Source organism: Clostridium uliginosum, assembly GCF_900112485.1.
Taxonomy (GTDB): domain Bacteria; phylum Bacillota; class Clostridia; order Clostridiales; family Clostridiaceae; genus Clostridium; species Clostridium uliginosum.
Genome location: NZ_FOMG01000034.1, coordinates 1 through 17,737, shown reverse-complemented (window position 1 = coordinate 17,737; position 17,737 = coordinate 1). Strand labels below are relative to the sequence as shown.

General features: G+C 29.2%; 14 protein-coding genes and 2 riboswitches. Of the genes, 2 read left to right on the top strand and 12 right to left on the bottom strand.

All coding sequences use genetic code 11. From position 1 onward, the window contains the following. Positions 1-45 precede the first annotated feature (45 nt). The 4 genes from pseG to BM027_RS15975 all read right to left on the bottom strand — a co-directional run bounded on the left by pseG (position 46) and on the right by BM027_RS15975 (position 4,485). Positions 46-1,077, bottom strand: a complete 1,032-nt coding sequence (gene pseG, locus BM027_RS15990) for a UDP-2,4-diacetamido-2,4,6-trideoxy-beta-L-altropyranose hydrolase (protein ID WP_090094059.1) — start codon at positions 1,075-1,077, stop codon at positions 46-48. 486 nt (positions 1,078-1,563) lie between these two features. Continuing rightward, positions 1,564-2,334: a prolipoprotein diacylglyceryl transferase gene (lgt, locus tag BM027_RS15985; protein WP_090094057.1), complete on the bottom strand. Its 771-nt coding sequence runs from the start codon at positions 2,332-2,334 to the stop codon at positions 1,564-1,566. An 83-nt stretch (positions 2,335-2,417) separates the two neighbouring features. Continuing rightward, positions 2,418-3,797 (bottom strand): sensor histidine kinase, encoded by a 1,380-nt coding sequence (locus BM027_RS15980; RefSeq protein ID WP_090094055.1) that lies wholly within the window; start codon positions 3,795-3,797, stop codon positions 2,418-2,420. A 1-nt stretch (position 3,798) separates the two neighbouring features. Beyond that, positions 3,799-4,485, bottom strand: coding sequence for a response regulator transcription factor (locus BM027_RS15975; protein ID WP_090094053.1), 687 nt, complete (start codon positions 4,483-4,485; stop codon positions 3,799-3,801). A gap of 534 nt (positions 4,486-5,019) precedes the next feature. Here BM027_RS15975 and BM027_RS15970 point away from each other — a divergent pair. Continuing rightward, the gene (locus tag BM027_RS15970) at positions 5,020-6,747 is read left to right on the top strand and encodes an oleate hydratase (protein ID WP_090094051.1); all 1,728 of its coding nucleotides are present in this window, start codon (positions 5,020-5,022) and stop codon (positions 6,745-6,747) included. A 239-nt stretch (positions 6,748-6,986) separates the two neighbouring features. On the opposite strand, the gene BM027_RS15965 is transcribed toward BM027_RS15970, so the two are convergent. From BM027_RS15965 to BM027_RS18310, 8 genes are all read right to left on the bottom strand, one after another. Next, positions 6,987-9,344 carry an EAL domain-containing protein gene (locus BM027_RS15965; RefSeq protein ID WP_090094049.1) on the bottom strand — a complete coding sequence of 786 codons (2,358 nt, stop codon included), beginning with the start codon at positions 9,342-9,344 and terminating at the stop codon, positions 6,987-6,989. Between the two features lie 305 nt (positions 9,345-9,649). Further along, on the bottom strand, positions 9,650-9,973 hold the full coding sequence (locus BM027_RS15960) for an energy-coupling factor ABC transporter substrate-binding protein (protein ID WP_090094047.1): 324 nt from the start codon (positions 9,971-9,973) through the stop codon (positions 9,650-9,652). Continuing rightward, positions 9,973-10,725 carry an energy-coupling factor ABC transporter permease gene (locus tag BM027_RS15955; RefSeq protein WP_090094044.1) on the bottom strand — a complete coding sequence of 251 codons (753 nt, stop codon included), beginning with the start codon at positions 10,723-10,725 and terminating at the stop codon, positions 9,973-9,975. The genes BM027_RS15960 and BM027_RS15955 overlap by 1 nt, the downstream gene beginning before the upstream one ends. Positions 10,726-10,880: 155 nt before the next feature. Beyond that, positions 10,881-11,017, bottom strand: a riboswitch (cobalamin riboswitch). Between the two features lie 45 nt (positions 11,018-11,062). Further along, entirely contained in the window at positions 11,063-11,890 is an 828-nt protein-coding gene (locus tag BM027_RS15950) for an energy-coupling factor ABC transporter ATP-binding protein (protein ID WP_090094042.1), read from the bottom strand. A gap of 12 nt (positions 11,891-11,902) precedes the next feature. Beyond that, positions 11,903-12,799 (bottom strand): cobalt ECF transporter T component CbiQ, encoded by an 897-nt coding sequence (gene cbiQ, locus BM027_RS15945; protein WP_090094040.1) that lies wholly within the window; start codon positions 12,797-12,799, stop codon positions 11,903-11,905. A gap of 381 nt (positions 12,800-13,180) precedes the next feature. Next, positions 13,181-13,324: riboswitch (cobalamin riboswitch) on the bottom strand. A 110-nt stretch (positions 13,325-13,434) separates the two neighbouring features. Continuing rightward, positions 13,435-15,090 carry a hydroxylamine reductase gene (hcp, locus tag BM027_RS15940; protein WP_090094038.1) on the bottom strand — a complete coding sequence of 552 codons (1,656 nt, stop codon included), beginning with the start codon at positions 15,088-15,090 and terminating at the stop codon, positions 13,435-13,437. Positions 15,091-15,278: 188 nt separating this feature from the next. After that, on the bottom strand, positions 15,279-16,145 hold the full coding sequence (locus tag BM027_RS15935; protein WP_090094036.1) for a radical SAM protein: 867 nt from the start codon (positions 16,143-16,145) through the stop codon (positions 15,279-15,281). Between the two features lie 340 nt (positions 16,146-16,485). Then, positions 16,486-16,629: a hypothetical protein gene (locus BM027_RS18310; protein ID WP_175560016.1), complete on the bottom strand. Its 144-nt coding sequence runs from the start codon at positions 16,627-16,629 to the stop codon at positions 16,486-16,488. Between the two features lie 332 nt (positions 16,630-16,961). Between BM027_RS18310 and BM027_RS15930 the strand changes: the two genes are divergently transcribed. Next, entirely contained in the window at positions 16,962-17,429 is a 468-nt protein-coding gene (locus tag BM027_RS15930) for a GreA/GreB family elongation factor (RefSeq protein WP_090094034.1), read from the top strand. Positions 17,430-17,737: the final 308 nt, after the last annotated feature.

The following is a 17,737-nucleotide window of genomic DNA, read 5'->3' as shown; positions in this document are numbered from 1 at the left end:
ATAATAACTTTCCATTAAAGATTATTAACCCTAAAAAATTTAACTTTAATGATGTAAGGCACAAATTTCTTTAATAATTCTACAATTACCTTTTCCATCCACTACTTCGCACATACTTTTAGACATTTTTTGTCTAATATGATAATTATTTTTCAAAAATTGTATTTTATCATAAATTAAATCAATACACTCCTTTTCTCTCCCCCTAATATCTCCTACTGAAATCATTATTTCATTATTGCTAAATTCATTTATTGAATCTAATTGGTTATTTACAAAAGCATAACAAATTGTAGGTGTTCCGCATGCGCATAACTCATATAATGTAGAGCCTCCAGCAGATATTGCAATATCGCTTTCAATCATTAATTGAGCGATATTATTTATATTAATATATAATTTAACATTTTTATTTTTCTTCTCAAATTCACTTAAAGATTCTAAATTTTTATTTAGACTTCCTACCACTACATTAAAATTAATATTAGTTTCTTTTTTTTCATTTACAAAATATTGTAATAATTTTTCAGCTATATTATACTTATCAGTACCTCCTGTAGTGATTAAAACATTAGAAACTGTATTATTAAGTATTGGATTAATATTTATAAACTCTTTTCTAAGAGGTGTATACTTTGTTCCCAATAACAATTTTGTTTTCTTATTAATAAACATATTTTCGTAATTAAACTTATAGTAATAGTTGTTATAATTGATTAAACAGGCTATATATTCTTCACAATATTCCAAATCACCTAAATAAATCAAGTCTACTCTTTTACCAACTTCTTTAAAATATTCTTTAGTAACATAATAAGAATCAACAAGCAATAACTTTATTTTATTTTCATTAATAACTTGTATTAACTTTGCTATTTCACTATTTAAATTGTTCCATTTACTATTTAAACATATAGTAGAAAAGCCAAAAGGAGTTATTATTTGTTCTGTTTCTTTATCAGAAATAATAAAAATACATTCAACGCCCTCTTGTTTTGCTTGATTAGCAATTGCTAAACATCTCATTAGATGACCTGTCCCAATTTTTGAATTAGCATCAGTCCTTATAAATAGCATTAAAATCACCTTCTATATAATATCTATATTAGATAGAAGCAAAGTTTTTTTATTATATAAACTTCTAATTCACCTAAATATAGCGATTATTTATTTTTACATTATTAATATTAAATTCATAAAATTAATATAAATTGTATAAATTATCTATTGCAAATTCTGTTATATTATAGATTTTTATAATATTTTTGTCAATAAGTTAAATATATTGTATATATTTGATGATAAATATATTATAAAAATGCTAGCAAATTATGAATTGATAATTCTTTGCTATATAAATTAACAGAAAAAATTACAAACTAAAAAACACATTGAAATTTCACTCAATGTGTTTTTTATAAAATGTTATTAACTTACCATAATTTAATGTATTTAAATATTTAAAGAGCATAATTTATTTTTTTACTATCTCTTATATATTTCATTTATTAAACATATAAAATAGAAACACCACACACTTTACAGTGTACAGCTATTGTTTATTTAACTTACTATAGTTTTTACTTTAGAATTAATTCTATAAATCAATATTGTAGCTACTATAATTATTATTATGCTTATAACTTGAGCCATTTTTAATGGTCCTATCATTAAGCTGTCAGTTCTTAATCCTTCTATAAATACCCTTCCAACAGAATACATAATTAAGTAATTTAAAAATAATACACCGCTTTTTAAATTCTTTTTACTTAAATAAATTAGTATTCCAAAAATAATAAAGTTCCACAAAGATTCATATAGGAAGGTTGGATGATAATATTGTCCATCAATTTTCATCCCCTCTTGTATAAATTTAGGAAACTTCGCTATAAAATCATAAGATACCACTGATCCATGGGCTTCTTGATTAAAAAAGTTTCCCCATCTACCAAATGCCTGCCCTAATATAAGAGATGGTGCAATAACATCAAGGGCTTTTTTATAATCAATTTTAAACTTACATGAAAACATATATCCTACAATTATTACCGCTATTATAGCTCCATGTATAGCTAGACCTCCACCTCTAATATTAATAATCTCACTTAAGTTCTTACTATAAAACTTCCAATTAAATATTACATAATAACTCCTAGCTCCAATTATTGCAAAAGGTAATGTAATCAGAAATACATCTAATAATTTTTCAAAACTAATATCATATCTTTTACATCTTATATCTGCAATGTAAAGTCCAAGCAATATTGAAGTAGCTATTATTATTCCATACCATCTTACTTCTAATCCAAAAATGTTAAATGCAACAGGATTCATTATTTCACCTCAAATCTTTTAAGTCTTAATCGTATTCATATATACTATCAACTAATTATGGATATTTTATGTACATTGATATTTTATTTAGGTAATTTAATAGTGAACTCTGTTCCTCCATCAACCTTACTTTTTACACTTATCTCTCCATCTTGAGCTTCTATAATCGCCTTAGCTATGGTTAATCCAATTCCAGATCCGCCTGTTGCTCTAGCTCTTGATTCATCAGCTCTGTAAAATCTTTCAAATATATATGAGAGATTTTCTTCTGATATTCCTATACCGCTGTCTTTAACTACTATAACAAATTCATTTTCCATCTCAATGCAATTAATATTTATTTTACCACCTATTTGAGTGTATTTTATTCCATTCGATATTATATTTATCAAAGCCTGACTTAATTTATCCTTATCTACATTTGCTACAAACCTATTTAAATTTGATTCATATTCTATATTCTTATCTAATAACTGCTTTTCAAAGTTTACCATTATGGTAGATATTAATTCACTTATATCTACCATACTTTTATTTAATACTAAATTGTCACTTTCATATCTTGATAAATTCTCTAAGTACCCTACTAATCTACTAAGTCTTTGGGTTTCTTCATATATACTTTTTAATCTCTCTTCTGTTGGTTCCCATACTCCATCAACTAAAGCCTCTAGTTGTACTTGCATTGTGGTTAATGGCGTCCTAAGCTCATGGGAAATGTCTTTAGTTAATACTTTTCGCATCTTTTCCTGATTTTCTAAAATATTTGCTAGCTTATTTACTGAATCAATAATTTCCTCAACCTCTTCTACATTGGTTTTTTCATTAATCTTATTCTTATAATTCCCTCTAGCAATTAAATTTGTTGCTTTAACAACTCTAAACAAAGGTTCACTTATAGATGTAGCAATTATAATTCCCACAATAATAGATAAACCTAAGGCAACAATGGCTACAATAATTAAAATACTATTTAAAGTTTTAAAAAATACAATATCTGGTTCGCTATAATAATATGGTCCATAGTATCCAATTTCTAAATAAGCTTTTTTAGTATCACTTAATTTAAAATCATATTTTTCTACTGTATAGTTCCCTTTAAGCCCTGGATTTATCTTGTTCATATTTAAAATCATTTTAGATAACATATCCTCACACATTCCATTGTTATGTGTTCTAGCATCCCATATGACTTTTCCCGAATCATCGCTAAGCTTTATTATTAGACCATTTTCCAATGCATTTATGCCTATATTCTCTATAGATGCCCCCTCTAGATTTCCCTTTGTAATTACATTATCTATATCTTTTACCACATCAGTTTTTCTTTTTTCTAATCTATCTTGAATATAATTATTAAAGTTTTTCTTAACAAAAATATTAGCTGAAATGCTAATTAAAATTATTATTCCTAATGAAAATAAAATAAAAGAGAAGGTAAGCTTATGTTTTAGTTTCTTCACCTTATTCACCACCAAACTTATATCCTATGCCATGAACAGTTACAATATATTTAGGTGCCTTATTGCTTTCTTCTACTTTTGCTCTTAGATTTTTTATATGAGAATCTATTGCTCTATCATATACATCTGCTTCATTACCTAAAGTTCTATCAAGTAGCTCTGTTCTTGTAAATACTTTTTTGGGATTTTTAGCTAAAGTCAGTAGCAATTTATACTCTGAAGGCGTTAATGTGATGTTAACTCCATTCTTCTTAATCTCATAGCTTATTGTATCTATTATTAAATTTCCATTATTAAACGAAAGTATATGACTATTTTTTATATTATTACTTCTCTTTAATAGTACATTTATTCTAGCAACTAATTCCTTCGTGCTAAATGGCTTTCTTATATAATCATCAGCCCCTAAAGAAAATCCATTAAGAACATTATTTTCTTCCACCTTTGCAGTAAGTATAATAATAGGAATGTCTGAAGTTTTTCTTATCTCCTTACACACCTCTTCTCCTGAAATATCAGGAAGCATTAAATCAAGTACTATTAAAGATGGCTTTTTTTCATTATATTTACTTAAAGCTTCTCTTCCTCCATGAGCAGTAATCACATTATATCCTTCCTTTTTAAGGTATGCTTCTGCCACTTCAACAATTTTAACTTCATCATCCACAACAAGTATATCTATATTCATAAATTACACTCACTCCTTTAAGTGTATAAGCTTTAATTCAAAAATAACAGTATAAATTTAAATAAAAAGTATTTTATTTAAATTCTACATAATAATTTGCTTATAAAGTCTCTTTTAGCCTATTGTACTAAAGATTAAAAGGAAAATCTCTATTTGTATATCTATAATAATAAATTTTTATGGAGATTTTGTGTAGAGTTAATCTCCATAATATCTTCATAAAAAACTATTATTATTGTTTATATAGATTTGCCACTATTAGCTGTAAGCTATTCAAAATATATTTTAATATATGATAAAATTATCAATTAAATCAATAACACTAAATGTAAATGATATGGTTTGTAATTTATGTACAAAAAAATGTACCTACTAAATTCATCTGGAAATCAACCTATTTTACATTAATAAAAATAGTCTGCCTATATTTTTAGACAAATACTTAAAAGTGCATAATTACAATTACGTTTGCGTAGGCTATAATAATAAATATTTTATTTATTATTATAGAAACATAAAACGGAGGGGAATTATATGAGTAAAAAGTCAAGTAAAAACAATGCACTCGTATTACTTACTTTAGGTACAATAGCTGCAGCAGCCACTGTAGCAACCATTAGTGCACAAAAGCTTAAAGATAAATCTAAAATACCAATAAAATCTCCTAAAAATATAAATAATGAAGACAGGCAAGTTTACTTCGTTGGTGGAGGTTTAGCTGCCTTAGCTGGTGCAGCTTATCTTGTAAAAGATTGTAATTTCAAAGGAGAACAGATTCATATCATCGAAGGAATGAAAGTTCTTGGAGGTAGTAATGATGGTGAAGGAGATGCGGTAAATGGGTTTGTATGCCGTGGTGGCAGGATGTTAAACGAAGAAACCTATGAGAATTTTTGGGAGTTATTTTCAAGTATACCATCCCTAGATATGCCCGGCAAAAGCGTTACTGAAGAAATTCTTAATTTTGATCATTTGCATCCAACCCATGCACAAGCACGTTTAGTTGATAAATATGGAGTTATTCAAGATGTGACTAGTATGAGGTTTAACACTACTGACCGTATATCTCTTGGTAAATTGCTTATTACACCAGAGGAAAAGCTAGATGACATGAGTATTGAGGAATGGTTTAGACATACACCACATTTCTTTGAAACTAATTTCTGGTATATGTGGCAAACAACTTTTGCTTTCCAAAAATGGTCTAGTCTTTTTGAATTTAAGCGTTATATGCAACGTATGATTTTTGAATTTTCTCGTATTGAAACTTTAGAAGGTGTTACACGTACTCCTTACAATCAATATGAATCTGTTATTCTTCCATTAAAAGCTTACTTAGATAACTTTGGAGTTGATTTTAGTATAAATGCAACTGTAACTGATTTAGATTTTAAACCAGGAGATGAAATTACAGTAACTGCTATACACATAGAAGAAAATGAGGGTGAAAGAGTTATTGAGTTAAATTCTGCAGACGTTTGTATTATGATAAATGGTTGCATGACCGACTGTGCAACTTTAGGTGATATGCTCACACCTCCACAATATAATCCAAGTAAACCAATATCTTATGAACTCTGGTCAAAAATAGCCAAAAAGAAAATAGGACTTGGAAATCCAGAACCATTCTTTGGAAATCCAGATGAAACTAACTGGGAAAGCTTCACTGTGACTTGCAAAGGTAATAAACTCTTAAGTCTTATTGAAAAGTTCTCCACTAATATTCCAGGTAGTGGTGCATTAATGACATTTAAGGATTCCAATTGGTTAATGAGTATCGTTGTTTCAGCTCAACCACACTTTAAAAATCAACCAATTGATACAACTATTTTTTGGGGATATGGCTTATATACAGATAAATTTGGTGATTATGTAAAGAAACCAATGCGCGATTGTACTGGTGAAGAAATACTAACAGAACTTCTACACCACTTACACATGGAAGATCAATTAGAGGAAATTATTGATACAGTAATTAACGTTATTCCATGTATGATGCCTTATGTAGATGCACAATTCCAACCTCGTAAGATGACTGATCGTCCAAATGTTGTGCCAAAAGGCTCAACAAACTTTGCTATGATTAGTCAGTTCGTTGAAATACCAGAAGATATGGTCTTTACTGAAGAATATTCTGTACGTGCCGCAAGAATTGCTATATATACTCTATTTAATGTAAAAGATAAAAAGATTTGTCCAGTAACTCCTTATAAAAAAAATCCTAGGATATTAAAAGAAGCATTAAAAACTTCTTATAGATAAAAATTTTTATTAGGAAAACATTTAATTCATAAAAACTTTAAATTTGTATAGCAAGAATAGTAAACAGTAAGATATTTTAAAAATAAAATTAGTTATCTATCTTAAACATAAAAAATCCCCAACAATACTTACATTAAGTATTGTTGGGGATATGATTAATAGAGCTGAAGCACGACATTTAAAATATTCTACCTCTTCAACAAATCTATCTATACTCTCTACCCATAAACACACATATTCTACAACAACTTCAGTGCATCTTTTTCTTCTAGTGGTTTAGAAAATAAATATCCTTGAATATAATCTACATTCATCTTATTTAATCTATCCAATTGTTCTTCAGTTTCAACACCTTCAGCCACTATTGGTAAATTTAACAAATGAGCTGATTCAATAATTAGTTTTAAAAGTTTTATATATTCTTCTTTTACATCCATGCCTCTAATAAAGCTCTTATCTATTTTAATTATAGATAAAGGAAGTTTTACAATATAATTAAGTGATGAATATCCACTTCCAAAATCATCTAAGCTGATTGTTATTCCCATATCTTTTAGTTCTTTAATCTTCTTTATATTTTCTTCTATATTTTTAAGTAATACTGTTTCTGTTATCTCTATTCCAATACAATCTATATCTACACCAATTTCATTAATTATTGATTTTATCTTTTTTATAAAATCCTTCTCCATTATTTGAATTGCTGATATATTAACTGAAACTATAATTTTTTCTTTCATATTTTTATTTATTTTTTTAGCAAATTCACACGCTTCACGCATTATATAATATCCCATATGTATTATTAAATTACTACTTTCCATTATCTCTATTATTTCAATAACTGGTATATTTTTATATTTATCATTTTGCCATCTAAATAAAGCTTCAAATCCTTTTAGTTTCTTATCTGTTGTATATTGTGGCTGATAAAACAATTTCACTTCATTTTTTTCTATAGCCTGTTCTAAGTCTTTTTCTATGTTTAGATTTAAATTCTTCTCTTCTTCCAACTCTTTAGTATATGTCATAAATTTGTTTTTACCTAATTCTTTAGCTTTATACATTGCTATATCGACCTTCATAAATAACCTATCAATATCAGCTGTAGAATCTCCCATTGCAATTCCTATACTGACAGAAAAATCATATTTTTTATTATTTTTTTGTATATATGTTTTTTCTAATATTTCTTTTGCTTTATCACATATAATTTTTTCATTTTCTAAGTTTTTAAAAACAGCTAAAAATTCATCTCCACCTAAACGACATATAAAAATATCCTTACAAACTTCTTTAAGCTTATTTGATACATATATAATAACTTCATCTCCAAAATGATGTCCATAATAATCATTAATGTCTTTAAAATTATCGATATCTACAAACATCATACCTATCTTACTATAATCTGTTTCTTCATCCATATAATCATACAATGCTCTTCTGTTTGATATTTGAGTAAGTGAATCTGTCAGAGCTTGCTTTTTTATTTCTTTTTGTGCTTCTTTAATATCTGTAACATCTGTAAGTGCACTTGTAATACCTATAACTTCATTACCTATATCAAACACAGGTGTCTTATAAATTTCTACTTGTCTTATACCTTGCTGAGTTTCTACAATTTCCTCAAACTTCATTGGCTCTCTTCTTTTAATTACTTCTTTATTTTGCTTATAAATTTCTTTTACATGGTCTTCTGAGTAAAACTTTTTAGGAGTTTCGCCTATTAATTCATCAACAGTTATATTAAAGTACTGTGTAAATTTTTTATTACCATTAATATATACTCCATTTGTATCGCTTAGCCATACTGGGAAAGGTAAATTATCCATAAGAATTTGTAATTTTGCATCTTTATTTTTCAACTCAGTAATATCTCTAGCAATACCAATAGTACCTATAACTTCATCAAACTCATCTAGTACTGGTGCTTTATACATATTAAATTGTTTGTATCCCTTTTTCCCTAGAATTACTTCATCAAAAACTACTTGCTTTCTTTTATTCATAACTTCCAAGTCATATTCTCTACATCTATTTCCTACATTTCCATTCCATACATAGTGATCACTTGTCCCTTTTATTTGCTCCATTGTTTTTCCACTATGCTCCATGAATTCATTATTTACTTTAATATAATTACTATCCTTATCCTTAAACCAAGCCATGAACGGAGTATTATTTAATAGTGCATTGAATTGTATATCTTTTATCTTAGAATTTTTTTTAGCTTCCATTAACTTTATTTGATTATTAACTCTTATATAGAGTTCTTCTACTGTAAATGGATTTAATAAGTAATCATCCGCTCCTATTTCTATATACTCTTTTAAATTTTTAATGTTTGTTTTATCTATGCATAGTATTATACCTATCTGAACCTTTAAAAAATGATTTCTTATTTTCTTTATAGCATTGATAGATTCTTCATATCCTATATTAGTATCTATCAATATTAAATTTATATCTATATTAATAACTTTACTTATATTTTCATATATTATTACTTTATATTCTTTGTTATTAAGTTGATTTGATATTTTTAAAAAACTTTTTGTATCACTAGAAATTATAGCTATTTGTCTTTTGTACATTCGTTACTTTCCTCCTATATCTACTTTCTCAAGTAGTATAGCATAATTCTTAATCCATATTAAATAAATATTACTTATATACTATATTTTTCTATAATTATTTGTTTTTTGTAATAAAGTATAGATTAAATGTATAAAATTATTACGTATTTCACCCAATTTCATTTTCAAGTTCTATAATTGCATTAGAAAAACTTGGCTGACTAATAAAAAACCCTGTCCAGTATAGCACTGGACAAGGCTCTGGTTAGGCACTACTTTTTACAGCACCTTTTTTCTTTATATTTCAATCATACGAAAAAATATTATTTGATTTTATTCTTCTGATTTTCTTTTTTATTTCTCTCTACGAATCTTCCTAGGAAGAAAGCAATAACAGCGACTCCAATACCTGTTTGTACACAAAAAAGTAAACTCTCAATCTCACCTGGTAATTCTCCACCAATCCAAGTTTCCATAACAGGTGTAAACCAAGGCTCATACTCGGTACCTGTAATTTCGGCAACTACTTTGCTTCCTGCATCATCGGAACCACCGAATTCAGCACCCTTTAATGTGAATAATGGTATAATAGCAATCAATGCAGCAATAATTAATAAACTTATAACTCTTTTTTTCGTCTTTGTCATTAATTTTCGCCTCCATTCATGAATCCAAGATCTGTTAATTCAGATTTTGCATATGTTTCAAGACCAATAATGATGACAACTGTCAGAATACCTTCGATAATTGCTAGTGGAACCTGTGTTGGCGCAAATACTGCAAGGAACTTGACTACAGATGCTGCGATACCACCACTTTCAGATGGATATGCAAGTGCAAGTTGAACACTAGTTATACAATAAGTGAATAGATCACCAATTGCTGCTGCCAAGAAAACACCTACATGTTTATTAACGTTTAGCTTTTTGCATAATTTATAGATTCCATAAGAAACGAACGGTCCTGCAATAGCCATAGAAAACGTATTGGCCCCAAGAGAGGTCAGTCCGCCATGAGCAAGCAGGATTGCTTGGAAAACAAGTACAATAATACCTAAGATGCTGACTGCGCTTGGTCCGAATAAAATGGCACCAAGTCCAGTACCAGTCATATGTGAACAACTTCCTGTTACTGATGGAATCTTTAAAGATGAAAGTACGAAAACGAATGCGCCTGCCATCGCAAGAATAGTAATGGCTCTATGGTGCTTGGACATTGTTCTCTTAATTGATAAGTAACCTGCTACCAAAAATGGAATGCATATAACACCCCACATAATGCAGAATTTTGGTGGAAGATAACCTTCCATGATGTGCATTGCGTTTGCTACCGGAGCTACTCCGAAAACTAAAGCAAATGCTGCCGCAAGAGCGACAATTTTCTTTTCTTTTTGATTCATTTTTCCTCCTCTATAGTTTTTAATGTGAACGACATTAAAAACTAGACAATAAAAATCACCTGCATTTATAAAAGTAAATCAGGTGTGTGGTCCTATGAACAGGACATTAGCGACTTTCGCGCTAACAACACCTAGTCATCGTTCGTAACTAAATGTAACAACTTATCACATTGGCTGGTATCCTGGCTTGGCAGCTTACGTTGCCTTCACAGTGGCGTGACCGCATGGGATTTTCACCCATTTCCCGTTGCCTTTAACAAATATTTGCTGGCACCAATGGATATTAAATTATCAAAAAGTATCATAACATATCCAATCCAAATTGTCTAGTAAATGTCTATTTTTCAAGAATTTTCTTGAATTCCTGTATACTTTTCGGATAGGCTTTTGTATCTTTAAGCAGATGTTTTTCTACAAGGGATTCATAGACCTCCAACATAGTGGGCTGTTTCAGATTTGCCTGTTTTAATATTTCCTTATATTGAAAAATTTCTAATGGTGTTCCGTCTGCGATAATTTTTCCCTGACAGAATACAAGGACTCTTTCAGCCCATCTGTATGCAAAATCTACATCATGGGTAGAAATCAGCATTGTCTTCCCTTCACATCCAAGCTTGCCCAAAACTTCTTCCAACATGTGTGCATTTAAAGGATCCAGTGCTGCTGTCGGTTCATCAAAGATTATAATTTCCGATCTCATAGCAATGATATCAGCAATACTGACGCGCTTCTTTTCACCGCCGCTCAAATAGTGAGGTGGACGATCCTTAAACTCTGAGATATTCATGTATGCTAGTGCTTCCTCAACCCGTTTCTCTACTTCCTCTTTTGGAAGCTTTAAATTCATAGGTCCGAATGCAACTTCTGCCCTAACTGTGGATGCAATGATTTGATTGTCCGCATCCTGAAATACAATTCCGATGTTTTTTCGAAGCTCTTTTAAATTCTTTTTATTAATAACTATACCCCGATAAATGATTTTCCCCTGTTCCGGTGTAAGTACACCGTCCACATTCAAGAAAAATGTGGATTTTCCAGAGCCATTGGAACCAAGAACAGCGATTTTCTCACCTTCATAGATATCCACACTTACGCCGTCCAATGCAGACTTTCCATTTCCGTAGATGTAGTAAAGATCTTCGACTTTTAATATTAGTTTTTCCATAATCGTTCCTTTCTATCTTGTAAAGACCCAGAGCAAAATTAAAAAAATTATAAATGTTGCTGCGGTGGCAATCTGTATTGTTTCTACCTTTTTATCTTCCTCCAAAAATATAAGATCTCCATCATAGCATCTGGCTTCCATGGCATCATAATAAGCATTTGCTTTTTTTAACGAAATAACCAGCATATTGCTTGCGATACTTCCAAATGTATAGCAGGAAGTTTTAAAATCACAGTAGCCCTGACGGGATTCTGCGGAGTTTTTCATTTTAGTATAGACATCCATTAAAATGAAAATGTAACGGTAAATAAGACTCATCAGTTCCACAATAAGCTTTGGAACATGTGCCTTACGAAGCACATAAATAATCTCGGAGGATGAAGTGGACAGTGTCATCATCTGTAAAGCACTGATAGATGCAAAAACCTTCAGAATCAAAAAGACCACTTTCTTAAGCTTTTCCTGTGAAGTAAACACATAGCAGAACCCAAGATACAGGTTATACTGCCCCATCGGTTGCTTTGCAAAATCAATAGCAATGGTAAAAGTGCCAAGCAGGATAAATGCAATTGGTATCGCCAGTATCGACAAATATCCATGTGCTGAAAGCTCTCCTTTCACGACGGTCAGATAAGCCATTGCAATAATTACCACAACAGATACATACGGATTGTCCAATGCAATACAAAGAATCAGTGTCAGAACTGATAAAGATACTTTAAATGTAGCGTTCCAGTGTCTGATTTTTGAAGCATAAGCATAAAAATCAATTGAAGACCCTTCGCCGTGTTTATGTCCAATTCGATGGTGATGTGTTCTATCCCAATGGGTATGCTCATATCGATGTTTCCATTTGAAGAAAAGAACAGCCATCAGAAACATAGCACATAAAATAATAATTTTTTCCATATCACATCTCCTTTGAATTTTTACGCCATGTTAGCATTTGGGAAGAATTTAGAATCACAAAAATAGAAGAAGCATTGTGAATAATGGCACCAACAAGCTAACACTTGCTTTAACCTTAAATTTTATCAGCATTTCAATCTTAAAACATTCTATAATTTCCTATACATTAAAGAAAGCTGTATCAAGCTCAAATAAGCTCAACACAGCTTTTCTCCGTGATTTAGGCACACTAAACACACCATCAACACTTTATGAATAAATAAACAAAAATAATAATCATTTTTTCCCTAAAATGTAATAAAGATAAACTGTACCTCTTGAGTTCGAAGAGTTATTGTATATTTTCATAATAAAATACACAGTACATTTCGCTATACAAATGTATTCTGACTTAAACATCATCGCTAATTTTTTCACCTTCCCAGAATTACTTCTAGTGACTAAAGAATATCAAAAAATATTCTTTATAAAAAACTGCTCAGTTATTACAGTAGCGTTCCTATGTGGGAATTTCACCCAGCTTCCTGCACGGCAAAAATCGTGCAAAATTTATATAGCTCTATTCAATTTTAAATTAATTTATCGGTTTTTACTTTATCATACAATTATTATAAAGTCAAAAAAGATTCAATAAATTATATGCCTTGTTGTAGGCAAGTTTTTAAGTCATCGTCCGGAGTACTTATAAGTTGTAGATTAAATGTATCTACTAGATATTGAAGTACATTAGGACTTATGAATGCTGGAAGAGTTGGTCCTAAGAATATTCCTTTTACACCTAATGAAAGTAATGCTAAAAGGTCGGCAACTGCTTTTTGTTCATACCATGATAATATTATAGATAATGGTAATCCATTTACATCTGTATCAAATGCATCCGCTAAGGCTGTGGCTATTCTAACTGCTGAATATGCATCGTTACATTGACCTACATCTAGCAATCTTGGAAGTCCTGCTACTTCTCCAAAGTTTAATTTATTAAATCTATATTTACCACATGCTAGTGTTAATATGATACAATCCTGTGGAACTTTTTCTGCAAATTCTGTATAATAGTTTCTTCCTGGTCTTGCACCATCACATCCTCCAATTAAAAAGAAATGTCTTATCTCTCCATCTTTAACCGCACTTACAATTTCATTTGCATAACTTAAAGTTGCATTATGTCCAAAGCCTACTAATATTTCATGAGGCTCTTCATCCTTTTCAAAGCCACCTAATTCTAATGCTTTATCTATTATTGGCGAAAAATCCTTATATCCATTTTCATCAGCTGAAATATATTTTAATCCATCCCAACCAACTACACTTGTTGTAAATATTCTATCTTTATAAGTTTCTCTAGGTCTCATAAGACAATTTGTTGTCATTAATATACAACCTGGAATCCCATCAAATTCTTTTTGTTGATCTTGCCATGCTCCACCATAATTTCCAACCAAATGAGAATACTTTTTAAGTTCTGGATAACCATGACTTGGTATCATTTCTCCATGTGTATATATATTTATTCCTTTGCCTTCTGTTTGTTTAAGTAGCATTTCTAAGTCTTTAAGATCATGCCCTGAAACTATTATAAATGGTCCTTTTTTAGTATGTACATTTACCTTTTGTGGCGTTGGATTCATATATGTTTTAGTATTCGCTTCATCTAACTTTTTCATAACAGCAACACTCATATCACCTGTTCTCATAGTCATACGAATTAAATCTTCAACTGATAAATTATCATTAGTTGTACATTCTAATCCTCTAAAATAAAAATTATCAACTTGATCATCATAATAGCCCAAAAATCTTGATTGATGACCATATGCACTTATTCCCTTTAATCCATAAACCATAGTTTGTCTTAATGATCTTATATCCTCATTTATTTCCTGATCATACATTATTCCAGCTACTTTTGCATCCTTAAGCATATCTTCTTTAGTATCACTTAAGTTATAAGTTGCTTGCTTTGGATATTCTTTATCATTTGAAATTTTTGCTCTTAAATCTTCCTTTATTTTTTGAGATTCTTTAAGCATTTTAACGTGGACTTCTGCATCAAAATTAACATTAGTTAAAGTTGTAAATAAAGAATTTTCTACAAATTTAACTATCTCTTTGTCTATCTCCTCTCCCTTTTCTATAAGCTCTTTAGCATAACAGCTTATTCCTTTTATTTGGTATATAAGTAAATCCTGAAGATTAGCCACCTCTGGTGTTTTTCCGCATACTCCTAACTTAGTACATCCTTTTCCCCCAGCTGTTTGCTCACATTGATAACAAAACATTGAATTATCCATTAGTATCACTCCTTAAAATATAGCTATATTTATTATGTGTATATGTTTTATTACTATACTTTAATAATTACATTGTAGTTAAAATTAAAAAAAGCTCATCTTCTTGATAAGCTTTTACTTTATATTTAAAATAAAATTTCACATTAAATATTCTATCTTTGCATTTTATTGTGACAAACTATTTATTATTATAGTCTTCTTTCATCTTCTTGTTTTAATTTATTTGTATCCTGATAATAATCAATTTGATTTAATAGATATTCCTTATCTTTAGGTAAAATTCCCTTTAATGAAATGTAATTTGATGCATGATTACATCTAAATACCACTGGCTCATTTGCATCAATATGCTCTATTAAAAGCTTAATTTCACTTAAAATCTCTTTGTCAGTTAAAAGTTGAAATTCTTTATTTAAAATTTTATTATGTAGCTTGGTTCCTTCCTCTACCATAAGAGTCAATACGCCTAAATAATCAGCAGCCATACTACTTATTATTTGGCCTGTTCTAATTGCATGGTTTTTAGTCTTCTCTCTTCCACCAATACCAGCTATAACAGTTACTGATAATAATATATTTGCATCTTTAACTCTCTTTGCCGCCTTAATTAACTCCTCACTATTTACTCCTTTATTTATATCATTTAAAACCTCATCATCTCCACTTTCAACTCCCATATATATCATAGATAATCCTAGGTCCTTAAGATTCTTTAATTCCTCATGAGTTTTAAGTAATATAGATTTAGGCGAACCATAGAGAGTAACTCTACTACATTCAGGAAACAACATTTTTATATATGTTAGTATTTCCTTTAAATCCTCTGTCTTAATAATAAGAGCATCCCCATCAGCTAGAAATATTCTTTCCACATGTCCATATATTTGTCTAAAATAATCAATATCATTTTTAATATCTTCTAAGGACTTTATTATGAATTTCTTAGATCTGTACATATTACAAAAGCTACATTTATTATGAGAACACCCTAAAGTTGCTTGTATTATAAGACTGTTGCTTTCACTAGGTGGTCTGTATAATGGATAATCATACATAAATATTTCCTCCTTTATTATAACCTTATCAATTCTTAACCTTTTCTGATATAATTTTCATATTAAAATTATATCAGAAAATCCTCTTATATTTATCTTCATAATTATACAGTACACATATATTTTTTATTTTCTTTAATATGCCTAATTTTATTTTAGAATCTATAACTCTGTTAACCAATTGTAATGTCAATATTTTTAAGAAAAGTCTACGTGATTTATAGCACACGTTCACTATTCATTATCACAAAACCTATAAACATAAAAAAATCCTCGACAATACTTAGTATTATCGAGAATTTCATGGTGAATATCATACGTGATCTTTAAAAATACATATCTAACTTTTATTTTGTTTTTTTCTTACTGGTTTAAATTCTGAATTTTTATCATTAACATCTATATAAGTATAGTCTCCATTCTCACTTTTTTTAAGACCTAAAGATGCCATTTTCTTTTTAGTATTTTTATATTTTGTGCTCATTTATATCACCTCATAGAGATTATTTTGGCCATTTATAATTATATTATCCTTGAGAATTATAAACTTATAAACATTGTATTTTAATACTCTATGTTATCTTTTTCCGTATATACAAACAGTATAGTTAATTCTGTACCATTACAAATCTATATAATTTGTATTGTAACTTATTAATTTCACTATACCCTCCACTTACTTTCGCATATCTAAATCCATAGTAAGTAACATGTAGTCTGACTATAATAAACGCTGCTAAATAAATTACCTTTTATTTTTTTCTATATATTATATAATATTAATATAATATATTTCAGGGGAGGTTTGGTTTTTTTATGAATAATAAACTAACAGAAGAAAATCTTAACAAATTAAAAGAAGAATTAGAATATAGACTGACAGTAAAAAGAGCCGAAATAGCAAAGGAAAAATTAGTAGCTGCTGCACATGGCGATAGGTCCGAAAATGCAGAATATAAAGAAGCTTGCGCAAATTATAGAGAAAATGATAATAGAATTCAATATTTATTAACTATGATTTCAACAGCATCTATAATAGATGATAAAAATGTAGATAAATCAATATTAGGAATTAATAGTAAAGCTAGAATTAAATTTATAGACGATGAATATGAATCTATTGTAACACTAGTAACTACTATGGATTTAGACCCTGACAATATGCTTATAAGTATAGAATCAGATTTAGGAAAAGCATTATGTGGAAAAAAAATTGGACATATAGTTGAAGTTAATGCTCCAGGAGAAAAATATACAGTGGAAGTTTTAGAAATATTGGAATAATTTACACTTATCAACTTTTTGATATATATAAATTATTGTTGCATTAATCTTTGATATGACAACAATAAATTTTTGCATTAATCTTGCTTGTATATTACCCTTTAATCTTTTAAACAATTCATTAATCAAGCTTTCATGTGATGTATTTAAATATTCCATTACTACAAGAGTTGGAATATTTAAACAACCCACGAAAATCCAATATGAACTGCACCCTGTCAAGTAGACAGATGAAAAAACAAAAAAATTATGAAGCCAAGGTCTGATTTCGATATTCAATTGGAGTCAGACCTTTTAAATTTTTCTGT

What these genes read in the sequence shown, in the direction of transcription:
- pseG (WP_090094059.1), bottom strand. Translation starts at nt 1,077, where the DNA reads ATGCTATTTATAAGGACTGATGCTAATTCAAAAATTGGGACAGGTCAT.
- lgt (WP_090094057.1), bottom strand. Translation starts at nt 2,334, where the DNA reads ATGAATCCTGTTGCATTTAACATTTTTGGATTAGAAGTAAGATGGTAT.
- BM027_RS15975 (WP_090094053.1), bottom strand. Translation starts at nt 4,485, where the DNA reads ATGAATATAGATATACTTGTTGTGGATGATGAAGTTAAAATTGTTGAA.
- BM027_RS15970 (WP_090094051.1), top strand. Translation starts at nt 5,020, where the DNA reads ATGAGTAAAAAGTCAAGTAAAAACAATGCACTCGTATTACTTACTTTA.
- BM027_RS15965 (WP_090094049.1), bottom strand. Translation starts at nt 9,344, where the DNA reads ATGTACAAAAGACAAATAGCTATAATTTCTAGTGATACAAAAAGTTTT.
- BM027_RS15960 (WP_090094047.1), bottom strand. Translation starts at nt 9,973, where the DNA reads ATGACAAAGACGAAAAAAAGAGTTATAAGTTTATTAATTATTGCTGCA.
- BM027_RS15955 (WP_090094044.1), bottom strand. Translation starts at nt 10,725, where the DNA reads ATGAATCAAAAAGAAAAGAAAATTGTCGCTCTTGCGGCAGCATTTGCT.
- BM027_RS15950 (WP_090094042.1), bottom strand. Translation starts at nt 11,890, where the DNA reads ATGGAAAAACTAATATTAAAAGTCGAAGATCTTTACTACATCTACGGA.
- cbiQ (WP_090094040.1), bottom strand. Translation starts at nt 12,799, where the DNA reads ATGGAAAAAATTATTATTTTATGTGCTATGTTTCTGATGGCTGTTCTT.
- hcp (WP_090094038.1), bottom strand. Translation starts at nt 15,090, where the DNA reads ATGGATAATTCAATGTTTTGTTATCAATGTGAGCAAACAGCTGGGGGA.
- BM027_RS15935 (WP_090094036.1), bottom strand. Translation starts at nt 16,145, where the DNA reads ATGTATGATTATCCATTATACAGACCACCTAGTGAAAGCAACAGTCTT.
- BM027_RS18310 (WP_175560016.1), bottom strand. Translation starts at nt 16,629, where the DNA reads ATGAGCACAAAATATAAAAATACTAAAAAGAAAATGGCATCTTTAGGT.
- BM027_RS15930 (WP_090094034.1), top strand. Translation starts at nt 16,962, where the DNA reads ATGAATAATAAACTAACAGAAGAAAATCTTAACAAATTAAAAGAAGAA.